The organism is Exiguobacterium sp. s6, assembly GCF_018618155.1.
Lineage (GTDB): Bacteria > Bacillota > Bacilli > Exiguobacteriales > Exiguobacteriaceae > Exiguobacterium > Exiguobacterium mexicanum_A.
Genome location: NZ_JACSLN010000001.1, coordinates 1,213,209 through 1,229,839 on the forward strand (window position 1 = coordinate 1,213,209; position 16,631 = coordinate 1,229,839).

19 protein-coding genes, 1 other RNA gene and 1 pseudogene are annotated in these 16,631 nt (G+C 50.3%); 10 read left to right on the forward strand and 11 right to left on the reverse strand.

What is annotated here, in order from left to right:
- Positions 1-70: 70 nt before the first annotated feature.
- On the forward strand, positions 71-499 hold the full coding sequence (locus tag KNP75_RS06265) for a hypothetical protein (RefSeq protein WP_215190045.1): 429 nt from the start codon (positions 71-73) through the stop codon (positions 497-499).
- A 42-nt stretch (positions 500-541) separates the two neighbouring features.
- Here the strand turns inward: KNP75_RS06265 and KNP75_RS06270 are convergent, their stop codons facing one another.
- The 5 genes from KNP75_RS06270 to KNP75_RS06290 all read right to left on the reverse strand — a co-directional run bounded on the left by KNP75_RS06270 (position 542) and on the right by KNP75_RS06290 (position 5,222).
- Positions 542-1,189 (reverse strand): ABC transporter ATP-binding protein, encoded by a 648-nt coding sequence (locus KNP75_RS06270; protein WP_215190046.1) that lies wholly within the window; start codon positions 1,187-1,189, stop codon positions 542-544.
- Positions 1,186-2,193 carry an ABC transporter permease gene (locus tag KNP75_RS06275; protein WP_138859379.1) on the reverse strand — a complete coding sequence of 336 codons (1,008 nt, stop codon included), beginning with the start codon at positions 2,191-2,193 and terminating at the stop codon, positions 1,186-1,188. Before KNP75_RS06275 ends, KNP75_RS06270 begins: the two co-directional genes overlap by 4 nt.
- A gap of 68 nt (positions 2,194-2,261) precedes the next feature.
- A complete protein-coding gene (locus tag KNP75_RS06280; RefSeq protein WP_215190047.1) occupies positions 2,262-3,608 on the reverse strand; it encodes a sensor histidine kinase in 1,347 nt (448 codons plus the stop codon).
- A complete protein-coding gene (locus tag KNP75_RS06285; protein WP_215190048.1) occupies positions 3,605-4,270 on the reverse strand; it encodes a response regulator transcription factor in 666 nt (221 codons plus the stop codon). The genes KNP75_RS06280 and KNP75_RS06285 overlap by 4 nt, the downstream gene beginning before the upstream one ends.
- A 61-nt stretch (positions 4,271-4,331) precedes the next feature.
- Positions 4,332-5,222, reverse strand: coding sequence for a hypothetical protein (locus tag KNP75_RS06290; protein WP_215190049.1), 891 nt, complete (start codon positions 5,220-5,222; stop codon positions 4,332-4,334).
- Positions 5,223-5,390: 168 nt separating this feature from the next.
- Here KNP75_RS06290 and KNP75_RS06295 point away from each other — a divergent pair, with 168 nt between their 5' ends.
- On the forward strand, positions 5,391-5,798 hold the full coding sequence (locus tag KNP75_RS06295; RefSeq protein WP_034777682.1) for a hypothetical protein: 408 nt from the start codon (positions 5,391-5,393) through the stop codon (positions 5,796-5,798).
- 78 nt (positions 5,799-5,876) lie between these two features.
- Positions 5,877-7,358 (forward strand): S8 family peptidase, encoded by a 1,482-nt coding sequence (locus KNP75_RS06300; RefSeq protein WP_251128200.1) that lies wholly within the window; start codon positions 5,877-5,879, stop codon positions 7,356-7,358.
- Between the two features lie 38 nt (positions 7,359-7,396).
- Here KNP75_RS06300 and KNP75_RS06305 read toward each other — a convergent pair whose 3' ends face one another.
- Complete coding sequence (locus KNP75_RS06305) at positions 7,397-7,801, reverse strand: hypothetical protein (RefSeq protein ID WP_034777681.1); 405 nt, start codon at positions 7,799-7,801, stop codon at positions 7,397-7,399.
- A 121-nt stretch (positions 7,802-7,922) separates the two neighbouring features.
- On the opposite strand from KNP75_RS06305, the gene rnpB reads away from it, so the two are divergent.
- An RNA gene (rnpB, locus tag KNP75_RS06310) (RNase P RNA component class B) lies at positions 7,923-8,290 on the forward strand.
- A gap of 105 nt (positions 8,291-8,395) precedes the next feature.
- Complete coding sequence (locus KNP75_RS06315; RefSeq protein WP_034777680.1) at positions 8,396-9,559, forward strand: THUMP domain-containing class I SAM-dependent RNA methyltransferase; 1,164 nt, start codon at positions 8,396-8,398, stop codon at positions 9,557-9,559.
- A 78-nt stretch (positions 9,560-9,637) separates the two neighbouring features.
- Here KNP75_RS06315 and KNP75_RS06320 read toward each other — a convergent pair whose 3' ends face one another.
- Positions 9,638-9,943: a tyrosine-type recombinase/integrase gene (locus KNP75_RS06320; protein WP_034777679.1), complete on the reverse strand. Its 306-nt coding sequence runs from the start codon at positions 9,941-9,943 to the stop codon at positions 9,638-9,640.
- Between the two features lie 408 nt (positions 9,944-10,351).
- Between KNP75_RS06320 and KNP75_RS06325 the strand changes: the two genes are divergently transcribed.
- From KNP75_RS06325 to KNP75_RS06340, 4 genes and pseudogenes are all read left to right on the forward strand, one after another.
- Entirely contained in the window at positions 10,352-10,819 is a 468-nt protein-coding gene (locus tag KNP75_RS06325; protein ID WP_034777678.1) for a Panacea domain-containing protein, read from the forward strand.
- A gap of 12 nt (positions 10,820-10,831) precedes the next feature.
- Positions 10,832-11,533 (forward strand): hypothetical protein, encoded by a 702-nt coding sequence (locus tag KNP75_RS06330; protein ID WP_215190050.1) that lies wholly within the window; start codon positions 10,832-10,834, stop codon positions 11,531-11,533.
- A 250-nt stretch (positions 11,534-11,783) separates the two neighbouring features.
- Positions 11,784-12,772 (forward strand): annotated as a pseudogene (locus tag KNP75_RS15685) (IS1182 family transposase); the annotation flags it as partial.
- Between the two features lie 191 nt (positions 12,773-12,963).
- Positions 12,964-13,722, forward strand: a complete 759-nt coding sequence (locus tag KNP75_RS06340) for an HNH endonuclease (protein WP_034777676.1) — start codon at positions 12,964-12,966, stop codon at positions 13,720-13,722.
- A gap of 174 nt (positions 13,723-13,896) precedes the next feature.
- Here KNP75_RS06340 and KNP75_RS06345 read toward each other — a convergent pair whose 3' ends face one another.
- The 4 genes from KNP75_RS06345 to KNP75_RS06360 all read right to left on the reverse strand — a co-directional run bounded on the left by KNP75_RS06345 (position 13,897) and on the right by KNP75_RS06360 (position 16,156).
- Positions 13,897-14,217, reverse strand: coding sequence for a GIY-YIG nuclease family protein (locus tag KNP75_RS06345; protein WP_235420196.1), 321 nt, complete (start codon positions 14,215-14,217; stop codon positions 13,897-13,899).
- Between the two features lie 102 nt (positions 14,218-14,319).
- Positions 14,320-14,466: a hypothetical protein gene (locus tag KNP75_RS06350; RefSeq protein ID WP_200881485.1), complete on the reverse strand. Its 147-nt coding sequence runs from the start codon at positions 14,464-14,466 to the stop codon at positions 14,320-14,322.
- A 143-nt stretch (positions 14,467-14,609) separates the two neighbouring features.
- Complete coding sequence (locus KNP75_RS06355; protein ID WP_034777675.1) at positions 14,610-14,879, reverse strand: SNIPE associated domain-containing protein; 270 nt, start codon at positions 14,877-14,879, stop codon at positions 14,610-14,612.
- A 401-nt stretch (positions 14,880-15,280) separates the two neighbouring features.
- Positions 15,281-16,156: a DNA/RNA non-specific endonuclease gene (locus tag KNP75_RS06360; RefSeq protein ID WP_215190051.1), complete on the reverse strand. Its 876-nt coding sequence runs from the start codon at positions 16,154-16,156 to the stop codon at positions 15,281-15,283.
- Positions 16,157-16,435: 279 nt separating this feature from the next.
- On the opposite strand from KNP75_RS06360, the gene KNP75_RS06365 reads away from it, so the two are divergent.
- A complete protein-coding gene (locus tag KNP75_RS06365; RefSeq protein ID WP_034777673.1) occupies positions 16,436-16,618 on the forward strand; it encodes a hypothetical protein in 183 nt (60 codons plus the stop codon).
- Positions 16,619-16,631: the final 13 nt, after the last annotated feature.

Here is a 16,631-nt window from a genome sequence, read left to right on the forward strand (position 1 = left end):
GTTTAATTAGTATCGTCTTGCTATGATGGAACCAGACAATCATCAAGGTGAAGCGGGAGGATACGAAGCGATGGGGCGAGAAGTGATGGATCAGTTGCTGCAAGCGTGCTTGACGGGGCAGGTGGATTACAAGACCGCCGAAGGGGTGACCTTCTATCGTGCCCCGGTCAACGGCCATCGTCAGCATGCGATGGTACTCGATGTGCTGATTGACCGCTATGTGCTTGAGCCGGCACGACCGATTGAACTGTCCGTGTCGGACGTGGCGCAAGCGATTGGGTCATCGGCGGACGAGGTCTTCCAATCAGTCCTAGCGCTCGCCCGCATCACTCTCGTCTCACAACATATCGAGGAAAGACTAATCCGGGTCGATTCGGCCGGAATCGACGAGCATGGGAACATGACACTCATCATCGGTTTCAACGCCTGGTTGACGCATCATTTAGGAAAACTCGTAAGTGCATCGATTGAGGAGCCACTTCACGCGCACGTCATCTGACAAACAACAGGGAAGGCCGCCTCAATCGCGGTCTTCCCTGTTTTAATGCCGGGGCGACGGTTGGAGCAGACCGTCTTGAAGCATGAGGACCCGGTCACAAACGTCGAGCATCCGTTCGTCATGGGTGATAACGATGACCCGTCGCGCACTCATCCGTGCCTCAGTAACGAGCAACTCCATCACCCGTCGGCCATTCTCATAATCGAGGCTCGCCGTCGGCTCATCGGCCAATATAAGTCGGGGGCGATTGACCAAGGCCCGAGCGACCGCGACACGTTGACGTTCCCCTCCGGACAGTTGCCCTGGCAACTGGTCGAGACGATGCCCCAAACCGAGCGCGTCGAGCAACCGAATCGGATCTTGTTTCGACTCGCTCTCGGCCTGGACGAGCTCGAGTTGTTCCCGGACCGTCAAGTAAGGGACGAGATGTGCTTGCTGGAATACAAATCCGATTTCGTTCAGTCTCAAGAGGCGTCGCTCTTCTTCAGTGGCGCCGAGCAAGTCTCGTCCTTCGAGCTCGACCTGTCCCGAGACCGGTCGTTTCAATAGTCCGAGAATTTGGAGCAAGGTACTTTTCCCGCTGCCGCTCGGTCCGATGATGCCGATACATTCCCCGGCATCGACCTGCAAATCGATTCCACGCAACACAGATTGTCCGTCATAGGCGTGGCTGATGTTCATCAATTTCATTGTAATGTCCCTCCTAAAGCGTCGGCGGCGTCAAGATGACGCAGTTTCCAAAGCGGTAACAACGTACCGATGAGTGAGAGCCCGAACATGATCACACTGTAGAGCAGCACATGTCCCGCATCGAAACGGAATGGGATATCGGTTGGGACGAACGAGGCGACGAGGGCCGTCAAGGCGGCTGCCGACAGGCTCGCGACGAGCACCGTTGCCATGACTTGCGTGACGAGCGCCGTGCCGATCACACGAGGGCGAATCCCGATCGCTTTCAAAATTCCGAGTTCTGGCAGTTTCTGGAGCGTCAACATATAAAAGAATGCGGTCAAGATGAACGCACCGATGAACAACAAGAAGCCGCGCATCATCGTGAACGTGCCTTGTTCGGCTGTATAGCCCGGTACGGCCTCGACGACGTCTTGTTTGGAGAGCGTTGCGAGCGACGTCTCAGTTTCCCCGAGCCAGGCCGAGACGTATTCGGGTTGTCCGCTGTCTGCCTGGAACGCCTCCCACGTCTCCATCGATGCCCACATGACGGGTGCATGACTGTAACGTCCGTCCGTCGTCCCCGCGATGGTGAATGAGTAGCCGGTCGTGAAATCTTGAATCGTGTCCCCGAGTTTAAAGTCCCCGAGAAAGCTTGGATCGACGAGGACTTCGCCGACGGCGAGGTCGAGGGCGGGCCCGATGTCAGAATCCCGCGGTAACGTGAATAGCGTGGCGTCCTGTTTCACGGTCCCATCGACGAGTGTCAACGGTTTGACCCCGAGCGGTGTAAGCGTTTCTGGCGTCGGCAGTTCGATGAACGAGCGGGTCAGTTGCCCGTCCGCATCCTCAGCCAACTGAAACGTCTCGGTGTCGAGTTCACGCAAACTGGCCCCGTTGTCATAGGCGAGCCCATCGGCAAGCCCGGTGATCAACGTCGACAATAAGACGATGAGTAGGGTGATGACAAAAATTAATGAAAATTTTCGTTTTTGCCGCCACATTTCTTTAAATGCTAAATTCATACAAAAAAGCCTCCTTCATAGCGATGAAGGAAGCATAACTGACGGATATGAACAGAATATGAACGGGACTAAAACCGGACGTAAAAGGTGCTTCCTGTCCCGAGATGGGATTCGACCGTCATCTCACCGCCATGCAGGCGGACGATGTCTTGGGCAATAGCAAGTCCGAGACCGGTGCCCCGGCCGGTCCGAGAGACATCTCCTTTATAGAAACGTTCGAATAGGCGTGACTGCGTCGCCTCATCCATTCCGACGCCGGCATCTTGAATCGAGACAGTCGGACGATCGGCTGCATACGCTTTGATGGTGATCAGCCCCCCGTCATGAGAGGCGTGAATCGCGTTCGTCAACAAGTTGGTCCAGACTTGGGCCAATAAGAGCGGGTCGCCGGTCACGACGAGCGATGTGTCAAGCTCTGTCGCGACGGCGATCCCTTTCTCATCCAGCTGGAACGCATGGCGACGAATGACGTCCTCGATCGATGCGCTCACATCGACTTGTTCGGAGAGCGACACGTTCGACTCGTCGAGCCGGGCGAGCAGGAGCAACTGTTTTGTCAAATCCGAGAGGCGATCCGTCTCGTCACGAATGATCCCGGCATACATCAAGGCGTCCCCTTCGGTTCGGGCGGCCAGTTCCGAGGCGTAGCCTTTGATTGAGGTGAGCGGTGTTTGGAATTCGTGCGAGACGCTTGAGACAAAGCGACGCCGTTCACCCTCGGATTTCTCAAGTGAGTCGACCATGTCAGAGAAACGACGGGCGAGGGTTCCAATCTCATCGTTGCGCTCGGTCGGGAGATCGAGCGGACGGGCCCCGGATGCGACGGAGCGAGTCGCATCCGTCAATGTGCGCACCGGTCGGACGATCAGGCTTGTCGATAGGGCGATCAAGATGAAGGCGAGCCCGGTCAGGAGTGCAAAGAACAAGCCGACGAACAAGTGCAATTCTCGGATTTGGGCGCCAAGGTCGGGGCGGATGAAGACGGCATCTTCCCCGTCCAGGCTGAAGCCATACGTGTTGACGACTTCATTGTCGAACAAGCCGAGCCAAAACAAGTGGAACGGATAAGCGCGCATCCCGTCGTAGCGTTCGCCGGACCGGACCGAGGCGATGACGGCTTCGTCGAGTTGCTCGTCCCGAAACGAACCTCCATAGCGGTCGATCTCACCGTCAGGACGCACGACGAGGAGTTGATAGCCCGTCTGAGCGAGCAAACGATAAAAGGCCGATGCCTCACCGTCCGTATGCGTCTCGAAGTAGTCAAGGGCGGCTTGTGCCGTCTGTTCGGTCTTTTCGCTGTAGGACGGCTGCCACCAGACGTAATAGGCGACATTGCTGACGAGAAGGGCGATGGCGCCGGACAAGAGCAAAATCATGAACACGGTCAGGACGATCCGGGTATAGAGCGTCTTCATGGCGAGACCTCGAGCGTATAGCCGACGCCCCGAACCGTTCGAATCATGATCGTGTCGTCATGCAAGCGGCCTCGGAGCCGTTTGATGTGCACATCGATGGTCCGGTCATCGCCCTCAAAGTCAAGGCCCCATACTTGTTCGATTAATTCATCCCGGGTGAACACCCGGCCCGGGAACGCCGCCAGCTGATAGAGCAGCTCGAACTCCTTTTTCGGCAGGTGGATCGTCTCATTGTTCAGTTCAAGGCGATAATCGCGCAAGTCGAGCTTGAGCGGTCCGACTGTGACGAGTGTGGCCGCATTTTTGGCGTAACGTTTTGCGACGGCTTGAAGGCGGAACAGCAGCTCTTCCGGGATGAACGGTTTTGTCATATAATCATCGGCCCCGTGTTCGAAGCCGCTTCGTTTTTCTTCCCATTCCCCGAGGGCGGTCAATAAAATGACGGGAATGTCCGTCAGTTGCTTCAGACGTGAGCAGAGCGTCCGTCCGTCGAGGCCGGGCAGCAAGATGTCGATGATCGCGGCATCGGCAGGGTTCGCCATAAACAGTCGCTCGGCGTCGGCCCCATCCATGACCGCTGTCACCGTATGTCCGGCTCGTTGTAGCGTGGTCTCAACGAGGCGAAGGATAGCCAAATCGTCCTCTACAATCAGTACGTGCATCGCTCTCTTCCTTTCTATCACGACACCGAAAACAGGTGACCCGTGGCAGGTCACCTGCATGTTATGTCGTTTTGGTCAGTTCTTTATGCAAGGCCCGAAGCGCCCGCAAAAAGGCATCTTTGAAATACTTGTCTTCTTGCGCCTCGAGTGTCTCAAGAGCAGAAGCGTCGCCGGCGCTCGCCTTGACGAGCAGGTTGACGACTGTGCCCCACCGCTTGACGTGCTCGGGCTTCGGCTGGTTCATCGCGACGGTCAACGTGAACCAGTACGGTTGGTCACGGCGCTGGAGCGTGGCAATCATCTGTTTGGCCGTCATCGCTTCATCCTCGGTTGGTAACGTGGCGGTGGCGAACCAGCCGAGCAGCGCGGCGCTCATCGACTCAAGCCGGACTTTGGCGGCCGGGTCGATCGGTTCGCGCCCGAACTCGGAAATGTTGACAAAGACGAGTCGGTCTTTCCGGTCGAGGTGGGTGATCCATCCTTTGACCGATTTGAGTTTTTCTTTATCTTTCGACTGGGCTTTCGCCGTGTAGCCGTTCAGTTTACCGATGTAAATCCGGAACTGACCACGATCGAGCTGTTTATCGACCTTGAACTCGATATCTTGGCCCACAGTGAACGGTTGATCCTTTTTGCTGAGCGTCTCGCCTTTCTTCAGCTCAGGCCGGCGCACGATATAGCGGAGTGCCTCCTGCTCGGTCCGATCGTCAAGCGTCCAAAGGTTGTTCGGCGTGACGTTTTTGAAACGGTGTCGTCGGACATAGATGTATTGGTCGAGCGCCTCGACGGCGTCGGCGACGGAATTTTTTCCACTCAAATAGTCGTCTGCGATATCCCGGAGCGTGATCGACTCGAGCCGGTCGATGTGCCCGACGTAAGGGACGTTCCCGACGACGAACAAGGCCGTGGCGATCAATTCACTCTCGCGAGGGGTCAAAGGGCGTTTGGCCATACTGCACTTCCTCTCTTCATGTCATCTCATTCAGTATACCAAAAACAGATTTCGTCATGTTGTATGAATCGACCAGATGGAAAATTTTACAGGCATACAGGATTTCGCGGTTTCGTTACGAATATTTGTTAAGATAGAGCTATGTGGAAGTTGAGATGAGGTGATGAGATGAAGCTATCGATTGATCCGGGGGACTATGTCGTCTTGATTGAAATCAATAAAGAGGTCTTGAAATGTACGTCCCTCGACCAAGCCGAGTATGCCGATCGGGACCGCTATGAATTGGTCGGCCGCATGAGTGAGCGGCTTCCGGCCGAGGTGATCGTGCCTTCCATCATCGATTATATCCGGTTCGGGAGCGGCTATATCGGCGACAATATCGTCTGGGACAAAGAGACGGAATCGTTCTTCTGTCAACAGTTCGAGACGATCGACGGCTCACCGCTCGGCGAGGACTTGGACGGATTCACACCTGACCCGTATCGGACGGAGCTGGCGCGCTATTACACGTATTTGACGATCGGAAAAATCATTGAATACGAGATGAACGACCCTGACCAGCCGGACTATTGGTAAGCGTCGCAAAAATGTCACAATCTATTTTTTGAAAAAAAGGGAAATCGACCTCGTGATTTGAGATAATGGGGTCATCTTATGAAGTGTGGATTGGAGCGGAAGGCGATGAAAAAAATTATGATTGCAGCAGCGCTCGCGCTGCTTGTCCCGACGTCTGTGGACGCGGCCAAACCGGTGCTGTTGGAAAAGCACGGCTATGTCGTGGCCGAGCCTAGGGTCGGTCATCAATACTATATCAAGCAAACGGGTACCGACTTGACGTGGAATACGACCCGCGGGGCGTCGGACATCGTTATCGCTTTAATCGATTCATCGGCCGACCGGAGTCATAAAGAGCTGTATAACGTCCCGCGTGTCGTCAACTCGATGAAAGGCCCGTATAGTGTCGACTATCACGGCACGCACACGGCCGGCATCATGTCCGGACGTCACAACAAGTTCGGAATGGCAGGGCTCGCTCCAAACGTGCGTTATCATTTTTATAACGTCTTTTACGGCAAAAATTCGGAGTACACGGATTCTTGGACGGTCGCCAAGGCGGTGGACACGGCGGTCGCGAAAGGGGCGAACGTCATCAACATGTCGCTCGGAGGTCAAGACTATGACCGCGTCCTCGCCGACTCGATTCGTCGGGCCCGTGCCAAAGGTGTCGTCATCGTCGCCTCATCCGGGAATGACGGGAAGAAGAAAACGTCGTTCCCGGCGAATATGAAAGAAGTCATCGCGGTCGGGGCGATCGACGCAAACCGCCGTGTCGCTGCTTTTAGCAATATGGACAGCCAAGTCAAAATCGTGGCGCCCGGGGTGAATGTCTTGTCGCTCGGCGTGAAAAATAGCTTCGTCTACATGGACGGAACATCGATGGCGGCGCCGATGGTGTCGGCTGGGATCGCGCTCGTCAAATCGGTCAACCCGTTCCTGACGCCGGCCGACATCGATGCTTTGCTTCAAAAAATGCCACGTGCGAGCGGGAAGACATATACCGAGCTCAACACGAAGCGGCTGATCGATGCGACACCACGGCCGGTCGCGCTCTCCGCACCATCGACACTCAAGAGCCGCTATGTGAAAGAAGCGAAACTGACGGTCATGAAAAAGTCGAGTTTGAAGACGACGTATACGCTGTATCAAGGAACGCGCAAAGTGAAGACCCTCTCAGCCGGGAAATCGATGTTCACGATGTACGCCGGAGGAGATTGGTTACCGAGTGGGAAATATCGTCTGAATGCCACCGTCACAGACGGGAAACACAAGCGCTCGGTCAATCGTTCGTTCACCTACGTGAACGCCCTCAAGCCGTTAGTCACGGTCAGAGCGGCCGATGACGGGACGTTCGAGTTGACCACGTCCCGAAAAGGCGTCGTCACCGTGCTCGACGCGAACAAGAAAGTCGTCTATGAGGCGCTTCATGTACCGGGCAAGTTCCCTGTTCGTGGTGACACGGGATCGGCCTATACGGTGCTGTTGAAGCCGACCGACGTCACTGAAAAAGTGGTGACGGTCAAATATGCGCCGCAACCGGTTCAAGTCGAGACGGATACTTCGGCGGAATCGACATAAAAAAACACCCGGAGCCAGTGCTGGCTTCGGGTGTTGATTTATGCTTTCGTGATGGCTTCACCACTCCAACGGATATTCGCTTCTAAGACGTTGCCGTTATCGTCGATATGTTCAAAACTCAGTTTCCCGTCGACGATGATCTCGCAGAGGCCGACGCGGACGTCGTCGCTCCAGGCGCGACGTGTCTGTGTCGACGCGTCGAACGTCGGGATTGATTCAGGAAAACGTTCCTGTAAGTGGGCCAAGTTATGATGGTCGAAGTGATACGAACGTTTGGACAATTCATTTGGTGCTTTGATGTCAAACGGCTCGAATCCTCGAACGAGTCGATTATTCCGGTAGAAGGCGAACACGCCGTTGTTCGGGTGGAGCGCTTTAATGTCATCGATTTCAATCACATAGGTCAGTCGTTGAATCCAACCGTTTTTTGCATCTTGACGCATCAAAATCCCTCCTTGTTCAATGGAACACGCCTTATTTTAGCGCTGACGCCCATGAAAATCAAGTTCAGGTTCTCGGTTGTCATTTCTCGGGTTATCCGCTACAATGGATAAAGTGACTATGAGGTCTGGGCAATCGCGGGACGCAAGTCTTGAGGAAAGTCCATGCTCGCACAGCCTGTGATGGCTGTAGTGATCGTGCTACACGAAAAGATAAGTGTAGGCAACGCAAGTTGACGGCAGAAGAAGCACCTAAGTCCTCGGATATGGTGCAAGCTTCTTGAAAGTGCCACAGTGACGGAGTCTGATCGGAAACGTTCAGAGTGGAACGAGGTAAACCCCACGAGCGAGAAACCCAAACTATGGTAGGGGAACTTCCTGACTGGAACCGAACGGGACGGAAGGCGCCAATCGGCGCAGATAGATGATTGTCACTCCATCGTGCCAGGGAGACCGTTATGAGCACCGGAGTACAGAACATGGCTTACAGGGCAGCATAGTCTCTCATTTAACATTGACCAGGAGTTCAAGCAATCCTACTTGAGCTCCTTTTTACATGACCATTTTAGGAGTTACACTATAGAAAGTAGGGATAGTATGGCAAAACGTAAACTGATCGCCACCGCGGCGATGGGCATCGAGGCTCTCGTCGCCAAAGAAGTACGTGACCTCGGCTACACGTGTGAGGTCGAGAACGGACGCGTCTATATCGACGCGGAGATGGAGGACATTCCACGTCTCAACCTTTGGCTCCGGACGGCCGACCGCGTCAAGCTCGTCGTCGCCGAGTTCAAAGCGACGACGTTCACGGAACTGTTCGACGGTGTCGTCGAACTGCCTTGGACGGATCTCATGCCGTGGGACGCCCGGTTCATCGTCGACGGCCGCTCGGTCAAGTCGAAGTTGTTCTCGATCCGCGACTGTCAGAAGATCACGGAGAAGGCGATCGTCGACGCGATGCAACGCGGATACGACAAGCCGGGCGAGTGGCTTCCGAAGACAGGCGCGTACTATCCAATCGAAGTCGCCTTGTTGAAAGATGTGGCGACGATTACGATCGACACGTCAGGTGACGCGCTTCACCGTCGCGGGTACCGTGAGCTTCACTCACAGGCACCGCTCAAAGAGACGATGGCCGCGGCGATGATCCAGCTGACGAACTGGAAGCCGGACATGCCGTTCTATGACGTCTTCACCGGTTCTGGGACGCTCGCCATCGAGGCGGCGCTCATCGGCCGCAACATCGCGCCTGGTCTCAACCGTGAGTTCTGTTCACAAGACTGGCCGTGCGTACCGAAGAAAGCTTGGTATGAGGCCATCAATGAAGCGAACGAGAAAGCGGAGTGGGACAAACCGCTCAAAATTTACGGCATCGACCTCGACCCACGCATGGTCAAGCTCGCCAAGGACAACGCCGAGCTCGCTGACGTCCGTGACGCCATCACGTTCGTCCACAGCGACGCGGCTGCCTTGAAGCCGAAAGAAGAGTACGGTGTCATCATCGGTAACCCGCCATACGGCGAACGGTTGCAGACCGAAGAAGAGATTATCGACCTGTACGAGCGGATCGGACAACAGTTCGCCAAGTATCCGGGCTATAGCGTCTACATGTTGACGAGCTATGAGGACTTCGAGAAGGCGTACGGCCGTCCGGCGACGAAACGCCGTAAGCTGTACAACGGAAATATTGAGACGCAGTACTACCAGTTCTTCGGCAAGCGTCCGCCGAGACGTCCTGTTGAGTCGGCTGACTCAAAATAAGTCGTCAGTGCACACTTTTAATTATTTTCTGTCTCTGACATACGAAAACCGCTCCCTAGAGCGGTTTTTTTTACGTCTTCAAACATGGAGGAGAAGAGTTCGGCCGTATTCCCCTTGAGTAGTGTGCAATACGTGGGCGTAGATATCCATCGTCGTTATGGCGTCGTCATGCCCCAAACGTTCTTGGATGAACTTTACGCGGACTCCAGCCTTGATGAGTAGTGTCGCTTGTGTATGCGGCAATTCGTGAATAGTGATTTTCGGAATCTTGGCTGCTTTGACGGCCAAGTTATGACGTCTTCGCAATCCAGAATACCAGACATAGGTGCCCTTGTTGCCGAGACAGACAAGTTCCTCATCGTTCCGCCATACGAACTTGACCATGTCGTTCTTCTGCCGCAGACGAGACTTTCGAGGAAACGGATCAACTAGTCGGGGACGGAGAAGTAGCGCTGAACGCTCTTGCCTTCCTCATTGTACCTTAGAGAGAGTCGTACCTCTGATTTGCCGTTCTTTTGTTTTTCTTGATGTTTGCCATTCACATCAACCTCCTTCTAAATTGGCAATTATTACGAACTTACTTTCGTTTTTTTTGTGACCTCAAGTTTAACAAATTGTGACCTCGGAAATACTAAAGATAAAACTATTTACTTTTTTCTGCACTTTCGTTAACTATTTTTGTAACATTATTGTTATTATTAATACGAACATAAGGGAAAAATGAGAACGTACGTTCCTGTAAAGTGTAATAAGAACGCGCGGAAGTGATTTATTGAGTAAGGGGGAATAACTATGTATGATGTTCAACAGATTGTAAGATTTTTCTTAAGTATGGATGACATGACACCAAAAAAACTTCAAAAACTATTATATTATGCTTATTCGTGGTTCTTAGTATTCGAAAATGAAAAAGTGACAGATAACCCTGCTCCTATTCGCTTATTTGACGAGCGAATCGAGGCATGGGTACATGGGCCAGTCGTCCCTAAAATTTATCATCAGTTCAAGGATAGGGGAGCTAATAACATTCCTAAAGATGAAAGCTTTGTTCCTGGTGAAGTGGGGTTTACAGCTGAGACTTTAGAAATTTTGTTCCAAGTTTGGGATGTTTATGGCAAATACAACGGAAATCAGCTGGAGTCTATCAGTCATCAAGAAGAACCTTGGATAGAGGCGCGTGGAGACCGTTCACCGATTGCCATCTGTAACAATATCATCAACGATGAAACTATTTTTGAGACCTATGGATCTCGTTTATAAGAGGAAAGAATAATGCCGGAACCTATTCGAAAAAATATACGTGATATCAATCCTTTTGCAGATGGAGGAAAGTTACCTGAGAAAGAGATAAAATCTTCAACACTACCACGTGAAGCTAATCATCCTCAATTTTTTCTCTCGAATCCGGATTGGATGCGTGGAGCAAGAGTCAGAGGCGGCATGACAACCTATCTGAAGGATGCAGAGCAATATGCTGAAAAGATAGCCTTCATAATGATGACTTTACTTCCGAAATTGATGAAGGATTGGAAAAGTCTTTACCCTAATCCAAATGCACGTCAATTTCCTCATTGTCATGTACTGAATGGGAATGCATTAAAACGTGCAAAAGATATAATTAATGAGATCTATCCAGATGCTGATTACTCTTCGGAGTATCTCAGAAACATATGGCAGTTTGGTTTTTCAAAAGGGATTCGTTTAGTTTGCGGTGTTAACGACAATGATGAGATTTATCCTTTCTTCGTGGATTATCATCATCTACTAAATCCAGATAAAAATTATAATCAACAAGATTTTGCATCTTTTAGGTATTGTCCAAAGGTTTTAGCCGATGTGTCTGATGAAGCTTTTGAAAATGTCCGCAATGCCTCTATTCTCTATTTGTCGCAAGAGAAAGCATCTGATCTTTTAGACGAAGTGTGTGTTACCTGTAAAGACATTGTATATGAAATGTACGTAGAATTGATTTAAGGATAACGAGCCGAAAGGCTCTTCAGACTGTAGACAAAACATTGTCTGCAGTCTTTTTTATTTGCCCGACCGGGCACAGCTCGCTTTTCTGGGGGCAAGCAGGGAGCCGCATCGCGACGTTGTCGCTGCTGGGTCTCCCTTTGCTTGCTATTCCCCTAGAAGTCTCGCCGTGCCCTCTCGGTCGGTCCATACATCAATCCCTCTTTTCGTACCCTCATTCCTTTTTATAATGAGATGTAGAGAACCAGTCATGGAGGCGAATCGGACGATCAGGAAATCAACAGAATCGGAAACCAATCGAACGCAACTGGAGATGGTCACGCTCGACGAGCTCGTGCCAGCGGACCATCTAGTCCGGGAAATTGAGGCGGTGATCGACTTTGGGTTCATCTATCCGCTCGTGGAGGACCTGTATTCTGAGGACCGCGGGCGACCGAGCGTCGACCCTATCGTTCTTATCAAGATGGCCTTCCTTCAGTACCTGTTCTGTATCCGATCGATGCGTCAGACGATTCGTGAGATCGAGACGAACGTCGCGTACCGTTGGTTCCTCGGGTTCGGGTTCACGGACAAGGTGCCACATTTTTCAACGTTCGGAAGAACTATGTGCGTCGCTTCCAGTACACGAATATATTCGACGACATCTTCTATCACATCCTTGAACAGGCCGCGGACGCCGGGTTCATCGATCGTGCCGTCCTGTTCGTCGACTCGACACACGTCAAAGCGAACGCGAACAAGCGGAAGCTCGTCAAGAAGACCGTCCGGCAAGAGGTGAAACACTATCAGGAACAGCTAGATGCCGAGGTCGAGCGAGACCTCGAAGAGAGTGGAAAGAAGCCCTTGGGGCCAAAAAAGAATCAGGCGGAGGAAACGAAGGAAATCAAGGTCAGCACGACAGACCCTGAGAGTGGATATTACGTGAAAGGCGAGCGTGAGAAGCAGTTCGCTTACTCGGTCCATGCGGCGAGCGACGCCCATGGGTTCGTGCTCGGTGCCATCGTCACACCTGGGAACGTGCACGACAGTCTCGTGTTCCCAGATCTGCTCGACAAGGTCTCCGACCGTCTGATTCAACCTTTCGCCGTCGCCGCCGACTCCGCCTATAAAAACCTCGCCATCGCCAAGTTGCTGATTGACCGTGGAATCCTGCCGGTCTTTCCGTACACGCGCCCGAAGTGCAAGAAAGGCGCCTTCAAGACCAAAGATTTCATCTATGACGAGCACCATGACGTCTACAATCTGCGAGCCGAAAGGCTCCTTTTTTGCCTCCAATTCGTACCAGCGACTTCTTTTATTTACATATTTCATTAAATAATTAACTTTTTAATAGGTAAGTGGTAATTTAATACTATATATTGATTATTTAAGTTGTTTTCAAATTAAATAAACTGCTAATCATTCCATAAAATAAATTAGAGGTGAAGAAAATGAACAAAAAAAGTGGAAGAGATCCGATACCTGCAAAAATTAAAAGACAGATTAGAACAGAAGCTGGATTTGGTTGTGTTTTTTGTGGAATGCCGATTATTGAATATCACCACATCATACCTCACGCAACTGTAAAAAAACACGAAGCAGAAAATTTGGTTGCATTGTGTGGGAATCATCACAATAGTTTTCACAACAATATCATTCCCGTGGAGGAGGTATATTTTAGAAAAGAAAATCCGTTTAACTTATCAAACGAAGAAATTAGAAGTCAATTTTGGTTGGGGAGCTATGAGACACTTAAGTTTGAATTAGGAACATGTACTTTTATAGACGTCCCAAAAATTTTTACTGTGAATGAATTTCCATTGATTGAGATAAAGAAAGATGATTTTGGAAGACCACTATTAAATATTAAATTCTATGACGAGAAAAATGTGTTGATTGCAGAGATTATTGATAACGAGTGGATTGTAAATAGAAAGACCGATAAAGTTTGGGATTTACAATGGAGTCAAGGAGAGTTGAAAATTAACTCAGCTTCTAGGAAAATCCATCTGATTTTTAAAGTCAATTCAATAAAGAATACTGTTGAATTAAGAGCAAATTTATATTATAAAGGTGCTTTAATCAAGATAAGTCCTGATTCGATTGAAGCTTCAATAGGGAACAAAGATGCTATAAAAAATAAAGGTTTCTTATCTATCAAAAATACAACTTTCCGGAGCTGTGAGGCGGGAATCGGAATTCAAGTGTAGCTATCATAAAGAAATTTGTTAAAAAATAAACCTGTTATTCAAGAAGAATATTAATAATGGGTGCATAATACTTCGAGCCGCTAGGCTCTTTTTTATGCTTAAGTTAAAAACACACAGAGAATTTGAAGCAACCAAGATCCTGTGAGGGTCTTGGTTGCTCAAACTATTTTTTTATTAGTTGGATGCAGCAGCTTCACTTTTAGGAAAGATTTGTAATGTACGATTATACTTCTCAGCCTGCGCCAACTTAGTGATCTCAAGCGTCTGGTCAAATTCTTGCTTGATGACGTCGGCGACCTCGTCGATGTTGAAATTGAAGAACTTCTTGCGGAAGTTGAACTGGTTCACGCGACGGTCGGCAAAACGTTTGTGTAGTTTGTTCTCGAGGTTCGGCGCATCCTCTGAGGAAATCATGGCATGTATGTCAAACGTGAACGGCATCGATGCGCTCTCGAGACTACGGTTCCGATTGAGCGGATCAAGACGACGCGTCATGCCGATTTTGTAGACATGTTGCCCGAATGACCCGATGTTCGAGATGACATAAACGTAACTGGCACGAGTATTGCGCTCACGATTCTCGATGTCACCCTTGATTTATTCGACTTCTTGAAGTTTGGCCTTAAGTGCTGAGCGCTCAGAATCGCTCGCGTTCTCGATTTTGGTGCGTGCAGCGAGTTGGGCGGTCTTGAAGTGAGTCTCTTCTTTCACGACCTTCTTCCGAGCCTCCTTAATCTTTTTCAAGATACGAGCATCTTCGCGCATTTGATTTTTGATGGCCTGCTGTTATTCTTTCTCTTCTTGTCTTGCTTTTTCACGCGAAATTTATGCATTATAGTAGGTTCATCGACTTTTAGTTTTTTGTACTCTGTTGTCATAAGGACTGTTTACATATCTGTTAAGGAGTTTAGCTGATAAAAACTTTTTTGAACTTTTTCGACGGAGCGTTCAAAATTTGTGTGCTTGACTCCAAAGGTAATAACATCACACTCGTTATTAAAAGTTCGTAGTAACAATTTAATTGTATCGTTAACGAATTCCTTACCTTTCTTTTTGTCACCATCGACTGTGTAAGCAGGTGGATGTGTAGTTGCTCTTTTATTCTTGATAAGAGCTTTTTGTTTAGTGCGTGTAAAGTCAAATTTAGCTTTTAACAACTCCGATGAATCTTCATCTCTACAATTAACATTTCGCAGAGAATTAAATTTCAAAATGAAGGAAATACTTACTATGGATAGTTTATGGTGTTATCCCAATCATTTTACTTCATACTTACAGAAAGAGATGATAATTGATAACGGATGGAACGATATAAATAGTATTATCAATTCTTCGGGAAACGTCCGCCGAGACGTCCGGTCGATTTGACAGACGCGAAATAAGGCACATAGTCCCCCGGTCTTTAGACATTCGTCTATGGTTTTTTGTTTGATGCTGTTTCTTTCAAAATCGACAATCTGACCTCATCATGACTCGTCATAAAAAAACGCTCTCCCTTTGGTCAGGAAGAGCGTGACGTCGATGATTCTTTCATATCGTTGTGGGTGATCCCGATAGCTTATTCTCCGACCATCCCGTCGCCATCGTTGTCATGCATGTAAGGATAGAGCCAATGATCGCTTGTGATCGGCATGCTGAACCCGGCATCTTTTGCTTCTTGGATCGTTACTTGGCCGTTCCCGTTCATATCGATGCTCGCGACGTCACCGTCTTCAGACACGGACTCGGTTTCAGTCGCACTCTCGGTCAGCCCGAGCGACTCGTTCACCTCGTCCGGGTTCACGTTGTCGAACGAATCGGTAATGACATTTCCTTTGACAGTGTATGTGTACTCATAGTGTGAAGGGATTTGTGTCTCCGTATCCGGATAGGTGATGATGGCCTCGAAGTCGGTCGCGCCGCCTGCGCTCCGGATCACGCTCTCCATGTACGCCTGGTCCCCGTGGCGGTTGAGCGTGCTGTCTTGCGGGGTGATGTTGAAGGCGTTCGAGACGCCGCCGAGCGAATCGGCGATGACGTGCCCTTCGTCGAGGTCGCGATGCTCGACCCCGGGCACTTTCGCCTCGTCTGAATAATAGCGACCCGAAGACGTGACGTCCTCGAGCTCATCATCTTGCAAGACGATCTCGTCGGCGAGCACTTTCACGAGTTGTCCGTGCTCGTTCGTGAACGCCCAATACTCGCGTTCCCCGTATCCGATATCGACGACGACATTATTCTCGCGGTCGCCTGACAAATCTCCACCCTCGACTTCAATCAAGTCGTAGCCCGTGAAGTGATCGTTCGTTTCGGTCTGGTCAGGGGGCTCCGTCTCAACGGTAACCTGTTCCTGAGGTTCCGTCTTCGACTCGGGATTCGGTTCTGTCTCGTTCGTGCAACCGGCCAACAACAGCATGGCCAGCGGGAAGGCAAGATAAGTAAGATTGTTTTTCATGTTAAAACTCCTATGTCTTTGATGCATACTTGTCCATTCTAGGAATCTTCGCCCACATTTACAAGCAAACGGATTGGAGGCGGTTTTAATCGTGCTTCCGACAAACGAGACAGATTTTGTCACAGATGGGGGAGGCGTCGCCCTAGGTACGAATGGTACAATGGGGGAGAACGGGTCGAACAGGGGGCTCTCGAGCGATTTGAGTCGCACACCCGAGGCGTTTCAATCATTTCGTTTCAGGCTATACATACGTATACATCGCTTGAGAGGAGACATATCATGCAGACATATACGATTGAATATGCGTTTCAAGATAAGGAACAGACGACACGAACGTGTGAAGTCGAGCTCGACCGGACGCCAGATTTAAAGGATAATGAGCAACTCGCCGACCTATATCAAATCGTGTCGGATGCGATTCGCAAGCCGATCACGAGTTTTGAGATTCTTGCCGTCCATTAAGTGAACCATCGAC